The organism is Haladaptatus salinisoli (assembly GCF_020614375.1).
GTDB classification, from domain to species: Archaea; Halobacteriota; Halobacteria; order Halobacteriales; family Haladaptataceae; genus Haladaptatus; species Haladaptatus salinisoli.
In genome coordinates, this window is sequence record NZ_CP085327.1 from 2,658,429 (window position 1) to 2,673,709 (window position 15,281).

The window sequence follows — 15,281 nt, forward strand, 5'->3', positions numbered from 1 at the left end:
TCCGCACGAACCCGTATGGCAGCGTTCGAACACCTCACCGTCGAGCGCGCGGACGACGTCGCCCGCGTGACGATGGACCGCCCGGAAACGCACAACGCGATGCACCGCGCGATGGCCGCCGAACTGCGAACCGTCACGGCGGACCTGCACGAGGACGATTCGCGGTGTATCGTCCTCACGGGTACCGACGGCGCGTTCAACACCGGCGCGGACCTCTCCGTCCTCTCGGGGGACGCGGACGACGCGCGCACCCTCCGGAAGATAGCGTCGAGCCTCCACCGCGCCATCGAGAACCTCGTCCGCGCGCCGAAACCCGTCGTGACGGGGGTCAACGGCGTCGCTGCGGGGGGCGGATTCGGCCTCGCGCTGGCGGGCGACGTCGTCCTCCTCGCGGACGACGCCCGATTTGAGTTCGCCTATCCTCGGGTCGGCCTGTCGGCCGACGGCGGTTCGACGTTCTTCCTGCCGCACCTCGTCGGTCTGCGGCGGGCGAAGGAGATAGCCTTGCTCGACGAACCCATCGCCCCGGACGACGCGGTCGAGATGGGACTGGCCACGGAGGTCGCGGACGATTTCGACGCCCGCCTCGCCGAACTCGCCGCCGAACTCGCGGACGGACCGACCCGCGCGTACGGCGCGACGAAGCGCCTCTTGAATCGGAGTTCGGGGCGGGACCTCTCGGCGCAGATGGCCGCCGAAACCGACGCCATCGCGCGGATGACCAAGACGGCGGATTACGGGCGCGGACTGGCCGGCTTCTTCGGGGAAGACGCTCCCGAGTTCGAAGGGGAGTGATCTCTTCGAGGACGCCGCCACGCCGCTTCCGAGACCGCCGTCCCCCGATTCTTGTTTCGAACCGAAACACTAATCGCTCCCTCTGTGGGACCCTGTGTCATGCGCGCGATTGTCAACGGCGAACTCCGCACCGCGTCCGACGCAGGCACCGTCGAGGGCGGGACGATTCTGTTCGAGGACGGAAAGATTTCGGCGGTCGGGGCCGACGTGGACGTCCCCGACGACGCCGCGGTCGTCGACGCCGGCGGGAAACCGGTCACGCCGGGACTCGTGGAGGCCCACAGCCACGCCGGGATGGGCGAGTGGGGGGAACCGGAGGACGGCGACGTGAACGAACTCACCGACCCGGTGACGCCGCACGTCACCGCGCTGGACGGGTTTCACCCCCGCGACGAGGAACTGCGGCACGCCTATCAGGGCGGCGTGACGACCGTCAGCGCCCGAATGGGGAGCGCGAACGTCGTCGGCGGCATCATCTGTTCGATGAAGACCTACGGCGACATCGCCGACGAGATGCTGATACAGGAAGACGGGATGAAAGCCGCGATGGGCGAGAATCCGAAGCGCGTCCACGGCGACCAGAACGGGCGCGAACCCGCGACGCGACCGGGAATCGCCGCCAAACTCCGGCAGGCGCTCATGGAGGCCGAAGATTACGTCGCCCGGCGCGCGAAAGCCCGCGAGGACGGCGAACCGTTCGACCGCGACTTGGGGATGGAGAACCTCTCGCGCGTCGTGGAGGGCGACCTCCCGCTCCGCGTCCACGCCCACCGCGCGGACGACATCGCCACGGTGTTCCGCATCGCGGACGAGTTCGGCATCGAAGACCTCTCCATCGAGCACGCGACGGAGGGCCACGTCCTCGCCGACGAGTTCGCGAAGCGCGACGTGCCCGCCGTCGTCGGCCCGTCGCTGTACTCCGGGGCGAAGTACGAACTCTCGAACATCACCTTCGAGACGGCCGGCATCCTCCACGAGGCGGGCGTGAAAGTCGCCATCCAGACCGACGCCCCGGTCCTCCCGCAGGAGCACCTCGACGTGTGCGTCGGACTGGCGATTCGGGAGGGCCTCCCCGAGGACGTCGCGCTTCGAACCGTCACGCGCAACCCCGCCGAAATCCTCGGTATCGAGGACCGCGTCGGGACGCTGGAGGAGGGGACGGACGCCGACGTCGTGATTTGGGACGGAGAGCCGTTCGACATCCGGTCCGACGCCCGGCACGTCTTCGTGGACGGAAAACACGCCTACGACTCCGAGCGCGACGACCGCGACCCGCGCGAGGAGTACGCTTGGTGAGCGGACGCTTCCGACGAACGGACGGCTTCGAGAACGAAATCGACGGCGACCCCGGGCGAGGCGACGCGCTTCGCGCCGGCGCGAAGCGCGTACCGGTCGAGTCTCTCGCGCGATTCCGACCGTGCTCCGGAGGCGGACGATTCTTGCATCTGTTTGGTGTTAGTGTATTTTAACCATAGTTTATTTAGAACGCCCGCGCAATAGGGAGCATGGCTTCGGACGAAACCTACGTCGGTTCCATCGACCAAGGCACGACCGGTACCCGGTTCATGGTGTTCGACCACGCGGGGACGGTCGTGGCGAACGCCTACGAGAAGCACGAACAGATCTACCCGGAACCGGGGTGGGTGGAACACGACCCCCTCGAAATCTGGGAGAATACGAAGTCGGTCATCCGGTCCGCGCTCGACGACGCGGGGATCGACGCCGAGCAACTGGAGGCGCTCGGCGTCACCAACCAGCGCGAGACGACCCTACTCTGGGATAGGGACACCGGTAAACCGGTGCACAACGCCATCGTCTGGCAGGACCGCCGGACGACCGACCGCGTCGAACGATTGGAAGAAGACGGCAAGACGGACGAGATTCGGTCGAAGACGGGGCTCGAACCGGACGCGTACTTCTCGGCGACGAAGGCCGAGTGGCTGCTCGACAACGCCGACCCCATCAAAACCCAGCGAGCGCGTCCCGCCGACCTGCGCGACCGGGCGGATGACGGCGAAATCCTCTTCGGCACGGTCGATTCGTGGCTCGTCTACAATCTGACCGGCGAGCACATCACGGACGTGACGAACGCCTCCCGGACGATGCTGTTCGACATCCGCGAGATGGAGTGGGACGACGACCTCTGCGCGGAATTCGATGTCCCGCAGGCGATGCTTCCGGAAGTGCGGCCGTCGAGCGACGACGAGACCTACGGTTCGACCGATTCCGACGGTTTCCTCGGCGCGGAAGTGCCCGTGGCGGGCGCGCTGGGCGACCAGCAAGCCGCCCTGTTCGGCCAAACCTGCTTCGACGCGGGCGACGCGAAAAACACCTACGGAACCGGGAGCTTCTTCCTGCTCAACACCGGCAACGAGGCGGTCGATAGCGAACACGGCTTGCTGACGACGGTGGGGTTCCAGCGCTCGGGCGAACCGGTCCAGTACGCCCTCGAGGGAGCCATCTTCGTCACGGGTGCCGCCATCGAGTGGCTCTCGGACATGGACCTCATCGAGGACGCCGGGGAGACCGAGACCCTCGCGCGGAGCGTCGATTCGACGGACGGCGTCTACGTCGTGCCCGCGTTCACGGGGCTCGGTGCGCCCCACTGGAACCAGCGCGCACGGGGCACCATCGTCGGGATGACCCGCGGCACGCGGAAGGAGCACGTCGTGCGGGCGACGCTCGAATCCATCGCCTACCAGACGCGCGACGTGGCCGAGGCGATGGAGGCCGACAGCGGCATCGAGGTCGAATCGCTCCGCGTGGACGGCGGGGCGGTGAAGAACAACTTCCTCTGCCAACTCCAAGCCGACATCCTCGGCACGGACATCGTCCGTCCCGTCGTCGACGAGACGACCGCGCTCGGGTCGGCGTACGCCGCCGGTCTGGCGGTCGGCTACTGGGAGACCGTCGACGAACTGCGGGACAACTGGCAGGTGGACCGCGAGTTCGAGACGGCGGGCGACGGCGCGCTGGACGCGAAGTACGACCGCTGGCAGGACGCGGTCGAGCGCTCCCTCGACTGGGCGCAGGAAGGGGGGGACTGAGATGGTGAACTTCTCCTCGCTCTGGGCCATCGAGATGCTCATCGCCGCCTTCGCCGGCGGGGCGTTCGGCGCGGCGGTCGGCGCGCTTCCGGCGTTCATCTTCACCGGATTCATGGTCATCGCCGGGGAGACCGCGAACGTCACGGGACGGTACCTCGCGGACGCCCTCACGGACGCCGGAGTCGGAAACGTCGCCGAACTGAGCGCGCTCGGAATCACCGGCTCCATCGCCTTCGGTCCGGTGTTCTCGCCCGCCATAAGCTTCGCCGGCGGTGCTGCGGCGGCCGCCTACGCCGCGAAGCGGGGCTACATGGAGTCCGGATTCGACTACCACAACGCGAAGGACATCGCCTTCGCATTGGGGACGAAACCGGACGTGCTCGTGGTGGGCGGCGTGTTCGGCGTCCTCGGCTACTGGTTCACCGAGCTGTCGGCCATCTTCGCCATGCCCTACGACCCCATCGCCATGGGCGTCGTGCTCTCCGCCGTCGCGCACAGGCTCGTCTTCGGCTACGACCTCATCGGCGACACCAGCGGCGGCGTCTTCAACATGAAGCCGTTCGAGGACGGCGAGCGCCGCGTCATCGGCGAAGCCGCCACGGAGGGCGGCGAGACGGCGCCCGACGAACGGGTGGCGGACGGCGGTGCGACCGCGGAGGGACGGTTCGTCGTCGAACCGTGGCTCCCCCACCAGTACGAGTGGGCGAACGTGGCGACCCTCGGCATCGTCGTCGGCATCCTCGGGGCGTACACGGCGTACATCACGGGCAGTCCGTTCCTCGCGTTCGGTATCAGCGCCGCGAGCCTCGTCTTCCTGAACTGCGGCGTCGAGAAGATTCCCGTCACGCACCACATCACCCTGCCCGCGAGCACCGCCGCGCTCGCGCTGGCACCCGCGGGGATGAACATCCTGCAGGCTTCGCCCGCCGCGATTCAGGCCGAAATCTCCGTCCTCACCGCCCTCGCGGTCGGCGCGCTGTTCGGACTGGTCTGCGCCCTGTTCGGCGAAGCGTTCCAGCGCGTCTTCTACGCGCACGCCGACACGCACATGGACCCGCCGGCCGCGGCAATCGTCTTCGGCACCTTCCTCGTCGCGGTGCTCGCCATCCTCGGCGTCTTCCCGCAGAGCGCGTGGGTGACGACGCTCGGGATGTAACGAACGCCTCGGTTCGCGATTCGATTTTTCGAAACCTACATCGGACTCGGCGAGAATCGCCACTCGATGAGCGACACCCCTCGCCCCGTCCCCCGTATCGCTTTCGTCTGCGTTCAGAACGCCGGACGGAGTCAGATGGCGACCGCGTTCGCCGAGCGAGAGCGGGACGCGCGCGATTTCGACGTGGAAATCGTGACGGGCGGAACCGACCCCGCCGACCGCGTTCACGAGGAAGTCGCGGGCGCGATGGCGGAACTGGACTTCGACCTCGCCGAACGCACGCCGCGGGAGATCACGGCCGAGGAGCTACGGAACTGCCGGTACGTCGTCACGATGGGCTGTTCGGCGGCGGACGCGTGCCCGGCGACGTGGTCCGGCGAGAACCGCGACTGGGGGCTGGACGACCCCGACGGAAGAGCGCCGGAGGAAGTGCGCCGGATTCGCGACGAAATCGCCGCGCGCGTCCGCGAACTGTTCGACGAGGTTGAGGCCGAACACCGAAACTAAGTGCCGGACGCCCGAAGTTCGAGCATGGTTCCGCCGCTCGTTCTCGACATCGACGGCACGATGACTCGCCCCGACGTCTCCATCGACCCGCGGTTCTTCGACCTGCTTCCCGACTGGGACGCGCCGGTCGTCGTCGCCACCGGGAAGGCGTTCCCCTACCCCGTCTCGCTCTGTCACTTCCTCCAGATTCCGCAACGCGTCATCGCCGAGAACGGCGGCGTCGTCCTCGTTGACGACGAGGTGACGAAAAACGGGGACGGCGAGGCCGCCCGCCGGGTCGCCGAGGAGTACGAGGCGGCGGGCTACGAGTTGGGGTGGGGGGAGACCGACCTCATCAATCGCTGGCGCGAGACGGAGATCGCCGTCCAGCGCGACCAACCGCTCGGTCCGCTGGAGGAACTCGCCAGCGAGCACGGTCAGCAGGTCGTGGACACGGGCTACGCCTACCACGTGAAATCGTCGGGGATGAGCAAGGGACAGGGGATGAAGTCGGTCGCCAAACTGCTGGGCCGCGACCCCGAGGAGTTCGTCGCCATCGGCGATTCCGAGAACGACGTTTCGACCTTCGGCGTCGTCGGCGAGAGCTACGCGCTGGCGAACGCCGACGAGAAGGCGAAACAGGCCGCGGAGACGGTCGTCGACGGGTCGTACTCCGAGGGGACGATAGCGATACTGAACGAGATCCGCGGACGGGACGACTGACCCACCCCGACTCGCCGAACCGCGCGCCGAGAGGGGACCGCGGAAACCGGCGGTAGCGTCTCGGAGCCGGCACCATCCTCTATTTGCTTCGGCGAGAAATCGGTATTCATGACCGAACAGTCCACCGACGAGGACGCGCCCACGACCGACTCGCCCACGGTTCTCGTCCTGCGCCGAGAAACCCACGGAATGCCCATCGCCGAGTACGTCGCGGAACTCCGCGAACGCCTGCCGGAGCACGAGGTTCGCCTCGCCCGCACGCCCGAGGAGGAGCGCGAGCGAATCGTCGACGCGGACGTCGTGACCGGCATGTCCATCGACGAGGCGCTGCTCGACCGCGCCGAGAACCTCCGGCTGTTCGCCTGCGCGTACGCCGGAACCGGCCACCTCCCGCTCGACGCCCTCGGATCGCGGGGCGCGGCGGTGACGAACGCCTCGGGCGTTCACGGGCCGAACGTCGGCGAACACGTCCTCGGGGCGATTCTGACGTTCACCCGCGGGTTCCTCCGCGCGCGACGCCAGCAGTCGCGCCGGGAGTGGCGGCACTTCCGGGCGGGGGAGTTGCGGGGGAGCACGGTGACGGTGATCGGGATGGGTGCCATCGGACGCGCCGTGGTCGCGCGACTGGAGGGCTTCGACGTCGAGACTCTCGGCGTGCGCCACTCGCCCGAGAAGGGCGGCCCGACCGACGAGGTGTTCGGCTTCGACGACGTTCACGACGCCCTCGCCCGGACGGACTACCTCGTGTTGGCCTGCCCGTTGACCGACGAGACGCGGGGACTGCTCGACGCCGCGGCGTTCGACACCCTCCCCCCGGACGCCGTGCTGGTGAACGTCGCCCGCGGAAAGGTCGTCGAGACGGACGCCCTCGTGTCGGCGCTCCGCGGGAACGGGATTCGGGGCGCGGCGCTGGACGTGACCGACCCGGAACCCCTGCCGGAAGACCACCCGCTCTGGAACTTCGAGAACGTGCTCGTCACGCCGCACAACGCGGGACACACGCCCGAGTACTACGCTCGGCTGGCCGACATCGTGGCCGAGAACGTTCGGCGCATCTCGGAGTCGGGCGGGGAAGCCGAACTGGCAAACCGGGTCGTCTGACGGTCGTTTAGCCGTAGTACGCGGCGACGAGAAAGACCAGTCCCATCGCCGCCAGCGGTCCGAGGAGGGCGAGTCGCGCCCACGGCGAGGCGATTACCGACCGACCGGCGACCATCAGAAACGCGCCGACCCCGAAAAACAGCAGGGAAAACGCGACGAGGACGCCTTGCACGAGTCGGTTCGGTTCGGTCGCCGACCCCTGCGCGACGGCCGTCTCGACCGTCCGCTCCACGACCGGGGCGACCGACGCGGGCACGACGACCCACTGGTTGCCGCCGGGCGCGCGGACCGCGGAGGTCAGTCGGAAGACGACGGCGGTTCCGAGCGAAACCCGTCGATAGCCGTCGAAGTCGTCGAGGTCGCACTCGAAGTTCGGCCCGGCACCCGGAAATTCGACTCGGAGCGTCCGCCGTTCGACATCGAGTTCACCGTTGGACGCGAACGCCCCGGCGGTCACCGCCATCACCGCCAGCAGCCAGAACAGGGGTACGAGCAAGCCGACTTCGACCATCGCTACGAGAACGACGACGCACGCGCCGACGACCGAGGCCGAGACGAACGGGAGGGGGCGGAGACGGTCGGCGAGGCCGAATATCGACGGGCGCTGGTCGTCGTCCGCGAGCATCGGTAGCAGATAGAGCAGGGAGACGGGGCCGCCGACGAGTCCCAACAGGACGACGAGGCCGACGACGTGGAGCCGGTTCTCCAGCGCCGCACTCGCGCCGACCCACCCGATTCCGAGGATGCCTACCAACGCCATCCCGCCGGGAACGCCGTACGTCCCGTACAGACAGGCGAGCGCGAGGCGACTATCGGTCGGATCGAGCGACCATCGCACCGTCTCCGCTTCGGACACGACCGACGGTCGGCGCGCTGTCGGCGTAAGTTTTCCCTCTCCGAAAAATCGTGTCGGATTACCAGAGCTGTGCGGCGGGCGTCTCGCAGCTATCGCAGACGACCGCTTCGTTTCCTTTGTAAGTGCCGCGTTTCAGTCGTCCGTCGCGGCACCACTGACACTCTCGTCCTTCGAGGCGTCCGATGACGCTCGACTCGGTCGTCGAACTCATATCTCGTTCTGAAAATCCCCGCCGCTCGCTATGAACTTGCTGGCCCACCTTGCAGGCAGCTTATCCTTCCTCGGACGCTAGGCGGAGGTATGACCGAACAGTCTACCACCGACCTCCCCGAGAGCGACGACGAGTGGCGCGAGCGCCTGAGCGACGAGGAGTACCGCGTCCTCCGCGAGCGGGGGACCGAACGACCCTACACCGGCGAGCACCTCGAGCGAGCGGACGACGGAACGTACGTCTGCGCCGGTTGCGGGGCGGAGCTGTTCGACTCCGACACGAAGTACGACTCCCACTGCGGCTGGCCGAGCTTCTACGACGTGCCGGAGGGGAACGTCGAGACGCGGGAGGACAGGAGCCACGGCATGGTGCGAACGGAAGTCGTCTGCGCGAACTGCGGCGGACACTTGGGCCACGTCTTCGAGGACGGTCCGGAGCCGACCGGGAAGCGCTACTGCATCAACAGCGTGGCGCTCGACTTCGACGAGGAGTAGGTCGGCAGACTCGTCTGTCGAACCGATTTCGTCTTTATCCGACAGGTGGAGGGTCCGCTATGGACGTGACGCTGCTCGGTTCGGGCGGGAACTTCCCGATTCCGATGCCGACCTGCGACTGTCGGATTTGCGTCGAAGCGCGCGAAAGAGGGCTCCCCTTCTCGCGTGAAGGTAACGCGACGTTCGTCCACGACGCGAAGGCGCTCGTGGACGCTCCCGAGGCCATCTGGCGGATGTTGAACCGCGAGCGAATCGCGGACGTGGAGTACGTCTTCGTCTCGCACCACCACAGCGACCACGTCCGCGGTCTCCGGGTCGTGCAGGCGCTCGGTCGAGAGGGGTTCCCGATGAGCGACTGGGAAAAAGAAAATCCGCCGACCATCGTCGTCAGCGAGAACACCTACCAGTTGCTTCGAAGAGCGCACGGCATCGTGGCCGACTACGAGGACTGGGGCTTCGCGGAGTTCGCCTTCCTGAACGACGGCGAGACGATGGACTGCAACGGTGTGGAGGTTACCTGCTGCGGGTGGGAGATGGAACCCGGCGGCGAGAACCTCATCTTCGGATTCCAGTTCGACGACGGGGAGTCCAAAACGCTCGTCACGCCCGACGAGACGAAGTTCCTCGACACCGACCGACTGCCGAGCGACCTCGACCTCTGGGTTCGAGAGTGCGGCCTCTTCCGGACCGGCCCGGACGGGAATCCCGTCTTCGGCGACGACCTCTGGGAAGCGGAGACGGAACTGGAGATCACGTTCGAGGAGACGGTCGAACAGGTGCGCGACGTTCGTCCGGCGCGCACCGTGCTCACCGAAATCGACGAACTGTTCCGACGAAGCTACGACGACTTCCGCGAACTGGAAGGCGAGTACGACGAGTTGAACCTTCGGTTCGGCCACGACGGAATGGAGATATCTAATCGCGTCGATGCCCTCGAGTGAGGGTCGGTTCTGGCGGTCGTGGGGAATACAGGACACGCACACGCTAGTTCCCTCACGAGCGTTCTACCCGTTTGAGTACCTGTGTCGGAGCGCTGGTCGAACGATTCAATCGATGGAGTAAACCGTCACTCGGGGGCGACGACCTCGACCTTTATTCCCTCTGGACCTTCGCAGTAGAGCGCGTAGTAGCCACCAGCAAAGGGATGGCGATCCTCGTAAAGTAGGGTTACGTTTTCGCGCTCGCGAATTCCCGCCGTGAGTTCGTCGACCTGCTCGCGAGAGGCGGCGTGGAACGCAAGGTGGTTCAGACCGGAACTCTGTCGGTCGAAAGGACGGTCCGAGTTGTCGGCCCGTACGAGTACGATATACGTTGGCCCGTTTATCCACGAGCGACCGTCGTCCCAGTCGTTTTTCAACTCGTAGCCGAGCTCGGTCAGCAGCCATCCCCAAAAGGCGGCCGATGTTTCGAGGTCGGACGCGTACAGTTCGACGTGATGGAGTTGTCCAGCGTGCTCGGGGTCGGCGTGATCGTAGCTCATAGCGCGCGGTGCACAGACCAGTCACAAAGAGTATCCGATCGCTGGCGTCGAGGCGAATCAGGATGCGGACACCGCGCGTCTGTGTCAGCGTATCTCTGCTAAACGTTCGATGCGCGCCACGTGTTCGACACCCCGCGCTCGCCACGTTCGTCCGCCGAACCACCTTCCCGCCGCACCCGTCGAACGACACGCCTTTCCCACCGCCCGAGAAATTCCGAACATGGACAGAAAGCGAGAGCTTTCGAGCATCGACCTCGCCGCCGTCGTCCGCGAACTCGGCGCTTACGAGGGCGCGAAGGTCGACAAAGCGTACCTCTACGGCGACGACCTCCTGCGGCTCAAGATGCGCGATTTCGACCGCGGCCGCGTCGAACTGCTGGTGGAGGTGGGCGAGATAAAACGCGCCCACGTCTCCGCGCCGGAGCACGTTCCGGCCGCGCCGGGTCGACCCCCGAACTTCGCCATGATGCTCCGCAACCGCCTGAACGGGGCGGACTTCGCGGGCGTCGAGCAGTACGAGTTCGACCGCATCCTCCAGTTCCACTTCAAGCGCGGGGACGGGGACACGACCATCGTCGCGGAGTTGTTCGGGCAAGGTAACGTCGCCGTGCTGGACGAGAACCGGGAGGTCGTGGACTCCCTCGACACGGTGCGGCTGAAATCCAGAACCGTCGCTCCCGGGTCGCAGTACGAGTTCCCCGACTCGCGGGTGAACCCCCTCGAAATCGGCTACGAGGAGTTCGCGGCCCGGATGGACGACTCTGACACCGACCTCGTCCGGACGCTGGCGACGCAACTCAACTTCGGCGGTCTGTACGCCGAGGAGGTCTGCACCCGCGCCGGCGTCGAGAAGGCGAAGGACATCGCCGACGCCGGCGAGGAGGAGTACGAACGACTGTACGACGCCATCGAGCGCCTGAAAGAACCGCTGGAGACGGGCTGCTTCGACCCGCGAGTCTACTACGAGGACGACGCCCGAACCGACGTGACGCCGTTCCCGCTCGAGGAGTACGAGGACCGGGATTCGGAGGCGTTCGAGACGTTCAACGCCGCGCTTGACGACTACTTCACCAACCTCGACCTGACCGAAGACGAGGGGTCGCAGGGGGGACAGGAGTCGCAGAAGCCGGACTTCGAGGCGCAGATAGAGAAGCAAAAACGCATCATCGAACAGCAAGAGGGTGCGATAGAGGGGTTCGAACGACAAGCGCAGACGGAGCGCGAGAAGGCCGAACTGCTCTACGGAAACTACGGCTTCGTCGACGAGATCCTCTCGACCGTCCGGAACGCCCGCGCCGAGGACACGCCGTGGGAGGAGATCGAAGCCCGGTTCGAGGAGGGCGCCGAGCGGGGCATCCCCGAGGCGGAGGCCGTGCGGGGAATCGACGAGCGCGAGGGAACCGTCACCGTCGAAATCGACGACACCGAGATCACCCTCGAACCGGCGGACGGCGTCGAGAAGAACGCGGACCGAATCTACACCGAAGCGAAGCGAATCGAGGAGAAAAAGGAGGGCGCGCAGGCCGCCATCGAGGACACCCGCGAGGAACTGGAGGCGGTTCGAAGACGGCGAGAGGAGTGGGAGGCCGAACCGGAACCGGCGGACGAGGAGGAGTCGGGGGATATCGACTGGTTGTCGCGGGCGTCCATCCCGGTGCGGCGGCAGGAGCAGTGGTACGAGCGGTTCCGCTGGTTCCGAACCTCGGACGGCTTTCTCGTCCTCGGCGGGCGAAACGCCGACCAGAACGAGGAACTCGTCAAGAAGTACATGGACAGGAACGACCTGTTCTTCCACTCGCAGGCCCACGGCGGCCCGATAACCGTCCTAAAAACGTCCGACCCGAGCGAGCCCTCGAAGGACGTGGACGTGCCGGAACGGAGCCAGCGGGAGGCGGCCCAGTTCGCCGTCTCCTACTCGTCGGTGTGGAAGGACGGTCGGTTCTCGGGGGACGCCTACGCGGTCTCGCCGGAGCAGGTGTCGAAGACGCCGGAGAGCGGCGAGTACCTGGAGAAAGGCGGCTTCGCCATCCGCGGCGACCGAACCTACTTCCGGGACGTGCCGGTCGGCGTCGCCGTCGGCATCGCCGTGGAGCCGAACACCCGAGTCGTCGGCGGACCGCCGTCCGCCATCGAGTCGCAGGTGGAGACGAGCATCGAGATCGAACCGGGGCAGTACGCCCAGAACGACGCCGCGAAGCGCCTCTACCGCGAATTTCGGAATCGGTTCGAAGACACGTCGTTCGTCCGGAAGGTGGCGAGCCCCGACCTGATTCAGGAGTTCCTCCCCGCCGGGGGCAGTCGGATAGTCGACTGACTCGCCGGTAACGCGATTGACACGTCCTGTTTCCGCCGAGAACGGTTAAGCTCTCGGAGGACGTCTATACTATTTGAGTCGGGGGCTCTGCTCGGTCGCAGGTCCCGAACTCGGTTGATATCATGTTCAACGATAGCATCAATTATCTGAAGGACAGTGACGACGCCGCGAGGACGATTCTCGTCGGCGGACTGCTAGGAATCCTCGGATTCCTCATCCTCCCGGCGCTCGTCGTGCAGGGCTACGTGATTCGCGTCCTCCGCCGCGTGTCGGCGGGCGACACGGAAGCCCCGACGTTCGAAAACTGGACGAAGCTGACCGTGGACGGGCTGAAGGCGTTCGTTATCGCCCTCGTCTACGCCCTGGTCCCGGCCATACTCGGCGCGGTCTTCATCGGCGGCGGGATGGCGCTCGCCAACGAAACTCCCCTCGTGGGCGGCATCGTCGCCGTCCTCGGCGGCTTGCTGACGCTCGTGGCCGCGCTCGCCGTCTGGTACGTCGTTCCCGCCGCGCTCGTCCGGTTCGCCGAGCGGAACGCGATGGGCGCGGCGTTCGACTACGACTCGCTGCTCCCCGTCCTCCGCGACCGGGAGTACGCCACCGGCTGGCTCCTCGCGCTCGGCGTCCTCGTCGTCGCCGGGGTGATCGCGAGCGTGCTCGCGGCGATTCCGCTCCTCGGATGGCTGGTGGCGGTCTTCGTCGGCTTCTACGCGCAGGTGACCGCGGCGTACATCTACGCCCGGTCGTACGCGGAAGCGGACGAACACCGACTGCGGGACAGGCCGGAAGTGGAAGACGGCAGGCCCGCGATCTGAACTTTTCTTCGAAACGAGAAGGGACCGACGCGATACGGAGAACTACGTTTCAGTCCATCGGCGTGGCGGCGGTTCCGGACGACCGCTCCCGTTGTCGAGTCGCGGCGCCGAACGCCGTGCCGAACACGTAGCTTCCCGCGAGGTAGAGCCAGAAGTAGAAGAACGGGGCCGCGAGATAGCCGAGGCCGAGCGTAACGATGGCGACGACGCTGAACGCGATACCGCCGGCGACAGCGACGAGGAACACCGAAACGACGGCGACGATGTACTCCTTGCTCGTCAACACCGGACCGAGCGTCCCGAAGTCGAAGGCACCGCCGACGGTTCCCGTTCGTCCGGCGTTCGTCAGCGCCGCCGGAAGGACGTACTGCACGACGAACAGGAGCACCGCCGAGACGAGGAGTCCGAGGACGCCGATACCGGCGAACACGCCGCCAGCATCGCCCGCGCCGCTCCCGAGCCCGGAACGACGAACGTCAGAATCGCGACGAGGAACGGGACGACGCCGTAAGCGAGACCGACGGCTACCGATTTCAGGCCGTCCTTGAACAACCCTCCACACTCCTCGTTCCGCGAGGCGGCAGCCATCGTTCGGAGCATGTATCATTTAATACCGTCTGACGCATTGAACGGGGACGGCGCGGACTCCGAATAGCAGGGCACTTACCGCCGCGAAACGCACCTCCGCCCATGCAGATTCACGACCGAACGTCCCTCGACGGGAACCGCGAGCGCATCACGCTCGTTCCCGAGAGTTTGGACGACCTCTGGCACCTCACCTACCTCCTCGAACCGGGCGATAAGGTCTCGGGCGATACGACTCGACGCATCCAGCGCGCCGACGATCAGATGCGCGACACGGGCGGCCAGCGGGAACACATGCGCGTCACGATCGACGTGGAGGACGTGGAGTTCCACCGGTTCGCCAATCGGGTTCGCGTCGGCGGCGTCATCGTCGACTGCTCACGCGAAGACCAGCTGGGCCTCCACCACACGCTCAACGTCGAGGAGCGCGAGAAGATATCCATCGAGAAGCGGTGGAAGCGCGACCAGTTGGACCGACTGGAGGACGCCGTCGAGGCGACCGAGAACCCCGACGTCGCCATCGCCACCGTCGAGGAAGGTGAAGCGCACATCCACACCGTCGCGCAGTACGGGGCCGACGAGTACACCTCGTTCACCGGGACGACGGGGAAGGGCGAGTACGCGAGCGGTCGAACCGAACTGTTCGACCAACTCGGGTCGGCGCTCAGCCACCTCGACGTGGACGCCATCATCCTCGCCGGGCCGGGGTTCACGAAGCAGGACGCCTACGACCACATCGTCGAGGAGTACCCCGAACTGACCGAACTCATCACGCAGGTGGACGTGAGCGCCGTCGGCGACAGGGGCGTCCACGAAGTGCTGAAACGCGGGGCCGTTGCGGACGTGCAGGAGGAGACGCGAATCGGCGAGGAGGCGGAGCTCATCGACGAACTCACGAAGCGAATCGCGGAGGGCGCGAAAGCCGCCTACGGAATCGAGGAAGTGGCGCGCGCCGCCGACTTCGGGGCGGTCGAACACCTCCTCGTGCTGGACGAGCGACTTCGAAAGGAGCGCGGCGCGACCGGCGAGGACGAGTCCGGCGGCGAGTGGGCCATCGACGTGAACGAGGTCATCACCGACGCCGAGCGGAAGGGCGGCGACGTGACCGTCTTCTCCCACGAGTTCGCGCCCGGCCAGCAGTTGTCGAACCTCGGCGGCATCGCCGCCCTGCTCCGCTATCGGTTGGAGTAGTCTCGCCGGAAGAGACGCCGCGAGTCC

Annotated in this window: 15 protein-coding genes and 1 pseudogene; 12 read left to right on the plus strand and 4 right to left on the minus strand. The window is 66.6% G+C overall.

Annotated features, from left to right (window positions below):
• The first annotated feature begins 15 nt into the window (after window positions 1–15).
• The 7 genes from LIX00_RS14600 to LIX00_RS14630 all read left to right on the plus strand — a co-directional run bounded on the left by LIX00_RS14600 (window position 16) and on the right by LIX00_RS14630 (window position 7,308).
• On the plus strand, window positions 16–795 hold the full coding sequence (locus tag LIX00_RS14600; RefSeq protein WP_227353920.1) for an enoyl-CoA hydratase/isomerase family protein: 780 nt from the start codon (window positions 16–18) through the stop codon (window positions 793–795).
• 99 nt (window positions 796–894) lie between these two features.
• Window positions 895–2,091, plus strand: a complete 1,197-nt coding sequence (locus LIX00_RS14605) for an amidohydrolase (protein ID WP_227353921.1) — start codon at window positions 895–897, stop codon at window positions 2,089–2,091.
• Between the two features lie 209 nt (window positions 2,092–2,300).
• Window positions 2,301–3,842 carry a glycerol kinase GlpK gene (gene glpK, locus LIX00_RS14610; protein WP_227353922.1) on the plus strand — a complete coding sequence of 514 codons (1,542 nt, stop codon included), beginning with the start codon at window positions 2,301–2,303 and terminating at the stop codon, window positions 3,840–3,842.
• A gap of 1 nt (window position 3,843) precedes the next feature.
• Window positions 3,844–4,998: a DUF7973 family transport facilitator gene (locus LIX00_RS14615; protein ID WP_227353923.1), complete on the plus strand. Its 1,155-nt coding sequence runs from the start codon at window positions 3,844–3,846 to the stop codon at window positions 4,996–4,998.
• A gap of 66 nt (window positions 4,999–5,064) precedes the next feature.
• On the plus strand, window positions 5,065–5,505 hold the full coding sequence (locus LIX00_RS14620) for an arsenate-mycothiol transferase ArsC (RefSeq protein WP_227353924.1): 441 nt from the start codon (window positions 5,065–5,067) through the stop codon (window positions 5,503–5,505).
• A 24-nt stretch (window positions 5,506–5,529) separates the two neighbouring features.
• A complete protein-coding gene (locus LIX00_RS14625; protein ID WP_227353925.1) occupies window positions 5,530–6,207 on the plus strand; it encodes an HAD hydrolase family protein in 678 nt (225 codons plus the stop codon).
• 108 nt (window positions 6,208–6,315) lie between these two features.
• Window positions 6,316–7,308, plus strand: coding sequence for a D-2-hydroxyacid dehydrogenase (locus LIX00_RS14630; RefSeq protein ID WP_227353926.1), 993 nt, complete (start codon window positions 6,316–6,318; stop codon window positions 7,306–7,308).
• Between the two features lie 7 nt (window positions 7,309–7,315).
• On the opposite strand, the gene LIX00_RS14635 is transcribed toward LIX00_RS14630, so the two are convergent.
• Together LIX00_RS14635 and LIX00_RS14640 are read right to left on the minus strand one after the other, a co-directional pair.
• Window positions 7,316–8,164 (minus strand): hypothetical protein, encoded by an 849-nt coding sequence (locus LIX00_RS14635; protein ID WP_227353927.1) that lies wholly within the window; start codon window positions 8,162–8,164, stop codon window positions 7,316–7,318.
• Between the two features lie 58 nt (window positions 8,165–8,222).
• Window positions 8,223–8,375, minus strand: a complete 153-nt coding sequence (locus tag LIX00_RS14640) for an HVO_A0556 family zinc finger protein (RefSeq protein WP_227353928.1) — start codon at window positions 8,373–8,375, stop codon at window positions 8,223–8,225.
• 89 nt (window positions 8,376–8,464) lie between these two features.
• On the opposite strand from LIX00_RS14640, the gene msrB reads away from it, so the two are divergent.
• Both msrB and LIX00_RS14650 read left to right on the plus strand, forming a co-directional pair.
• Window positions 8,465–8,869: a peptide-methionine (R)-S-oxide reductase MsrB gene (msrB, locus tag LIX00_RS14645; protein WP_227353929.1), complete on the plus strand. Its 405-nt coding sequence runs from the start codon at window positions 8,465–8,467 to the stop codon at window positions 8,867–8,869.
• Window positions 8,870–8,928: 59 nt separating this feature from the next.
• Window positions 8,929–9,810, plus strand: coding sequence for an MBL fold metallo-hydrolase (locus LIX00_RS14650; protein WP_227353930.1), 882 nt, complete (start codon window positions 8,929–8,931; stop codon window positions 9,808–9,810).
• Window positions 9,811–9,935: 125 nt separating this feature from the next.
• On the opposite strand, the gene LIX00_RS14655 is transcribed toward LIX00_RS14650, so the two are convergent.
• Complete coding sequence (locus LIX00_RS14655) at window positions 9,936–10,349, minus strand: VOC family protein (RefSeq protein ID WP_227353931.1); 414 nt, start codon at window positions 10,347–10,349, stop codon at window positions 9,936–9,938.
• 220 nt (window positions 10,350–10,569) lie between these two features.
• Here LIX00_RS14655 and rqcH point away from each other — a divergent pair, with 220 nt between their 5' ends.
• Both rqcH and LIX00_RS14665 read left to right on the plus strand, forming a co-directional pair.
• Window positions 10,570–12,663 carry a ribosome rescue protein RqcH gene (gene rqcH / locus LIX00_RS14660; RefSeq protein ID WP_227353932.1) on the plus strand — a complete coding sequence of 698 codons (2,094 nt, stop codon included), beginning with the start codon at window positions 10,570–10,572 and terminating at the stop codon, window positions 12,661–12,663.
• Between the two features lie 122 nt (window positions 12,664–12,785).
• Window positions 12,786–13,478 (plus strand): DUF4013 domain-containing protein, encoded by a 693-nt coding sequence (locus tag LIX00_RS14665; protein ID WP_227353933.1) that lies wholly within the window; start codon window positions 12,786–12,788, stop codon window positions 13,476–13,478.
• Window positions 13,479–13,527: 49 nt separating this feature from the next.
• Here LIX00_RS14665 and LIX00_RS14670 read toward each other — a convergent pair.
• A pseudogene (locus LIX00_RS14670) lies at window positions 13,528–14,078 on the minus strand (DUF4013 domain-containing protein).
• A gap of 90 nt (window positions 14,079–14,168) precedes the next feature.
• Here LIX00_RS14670 and LIX00_RS14680 point away from each other — a divergent pair.
• Entirely contained in the window at window positions 14,169–15,254 is a 1,086-nt protein-coding gene (locus tag LIX00_RS14680; RefSeq protein ID WP_227353936.1) for an mRNA surveillance protein pelota, read from the plus strand.
• The last annotated feature ends 27 nt before the right edge of the window (window positions 15,255–15,281 follow it).

What these genes read in the sequence shown, in the direction of transcription:
- LIX00_RS14655 (WP_227353931.1), bottom strand. Translation starts at nt 10,349, where the DNA reads ATGAGCTACGATCACGCCGACCCCGAGCACGCTGGACAACTCCATCAC.
- LIX00_RS14620 (WP_227353924.1), top strand. Translation starts at nt 5,065, where the DNA reads ATGAGCGACACCCCTCGCCCCGTCCCCCGTATCGCTTTCGTCTGCGTT.
- LIX00_RS14625 (WP_227353925.1), top strand. Translation starts at nt 5,530, where the DNA reads ATGGTTCCGCCGCTCGTTCTCGACATCGACGGCACGATGACTCGCCCC.
- LIX00_RS14615 (WP_227353923.1), top strand. Translation starts at nt 3,844, where the DNA reads ATGGTGAACTTCTCCTCGCTCTGGGCCATCGAGATGCTCATCGCCGCC.
- rqcH (WP_227353932.1), top strand. Translation starts at nt 10,570, where the DNA reads ATGGACAGAAAGCGAGAGCTTTCGAGCATCGACCTCGCCGCCGTCGTC.
- LIX00_RS14680 (WP_227353936.1), top strand. Translation starts at nt 14,169, where the DNA reads ATGCAGATTCACGACCGAACGTCCCTCGACGGGAACCGCGAGCGCATC.
- LIX00_RS14665 (WP_227353933.1), top strand. Translation starts at nt 12,786, where the DNA reads ATGTTCAACGATAGCATCAATTATCTGAAGGACAGTGACGACGCCGCG.
- LIX00_RS14630 (WP_227353926.1), top strand. Translation starts at nt 6,316, where the DNA reads ATGACCGAACAGTCCACCGACGAGGACGCGCCCACGACCGACTCGCCC.
- LIX00_RS14640 (WP_227353928.1), bottom strand. Translation starts at nt 8,375, where the DNA reads ATGAGTTCGACGACCGAGTCGAGCGTCATCGGACGCCTCGAAGGACGA.
- LIX00_RS14605 (WP_227353921.1), top strand. Translation starts at nt 895, where the DNA reads ATGCGCGCGATTGTCAACGGCGAACTCCGCACCGCGTCCGACGCAGGC.
- glpK (WP_227353922.1), top strand. Translation starts at nt 2,301, where the DNA reads ATGGCTTCGGACGAAACCTACGTCGGTTCCATCGACCAAGGCACGACC.
- LIX00_RS14650 (WP_227353930.1), top strand. Translation starts at nt 8,929, where the DNA reads ATGGACGTGACGCTGCTCGGTTCGGGCGGGAACTTCCCGATTCCGATG.
- msrB (WP_227353929.1), top strand. Translation starts at nt 8,465, where the DNA reads ATGACCGAACAGTCTACCACCGACCTCCCCGAGAGCGACGACGAGTGG.
- LIX00_RS14600 (WP_227353920.1), top strand. Translation starts at nt 16, where the DNA reads ATGGCAGCGTTCGAACACCTCACCGTCGAGCGCGCGGACGACGTCGCC.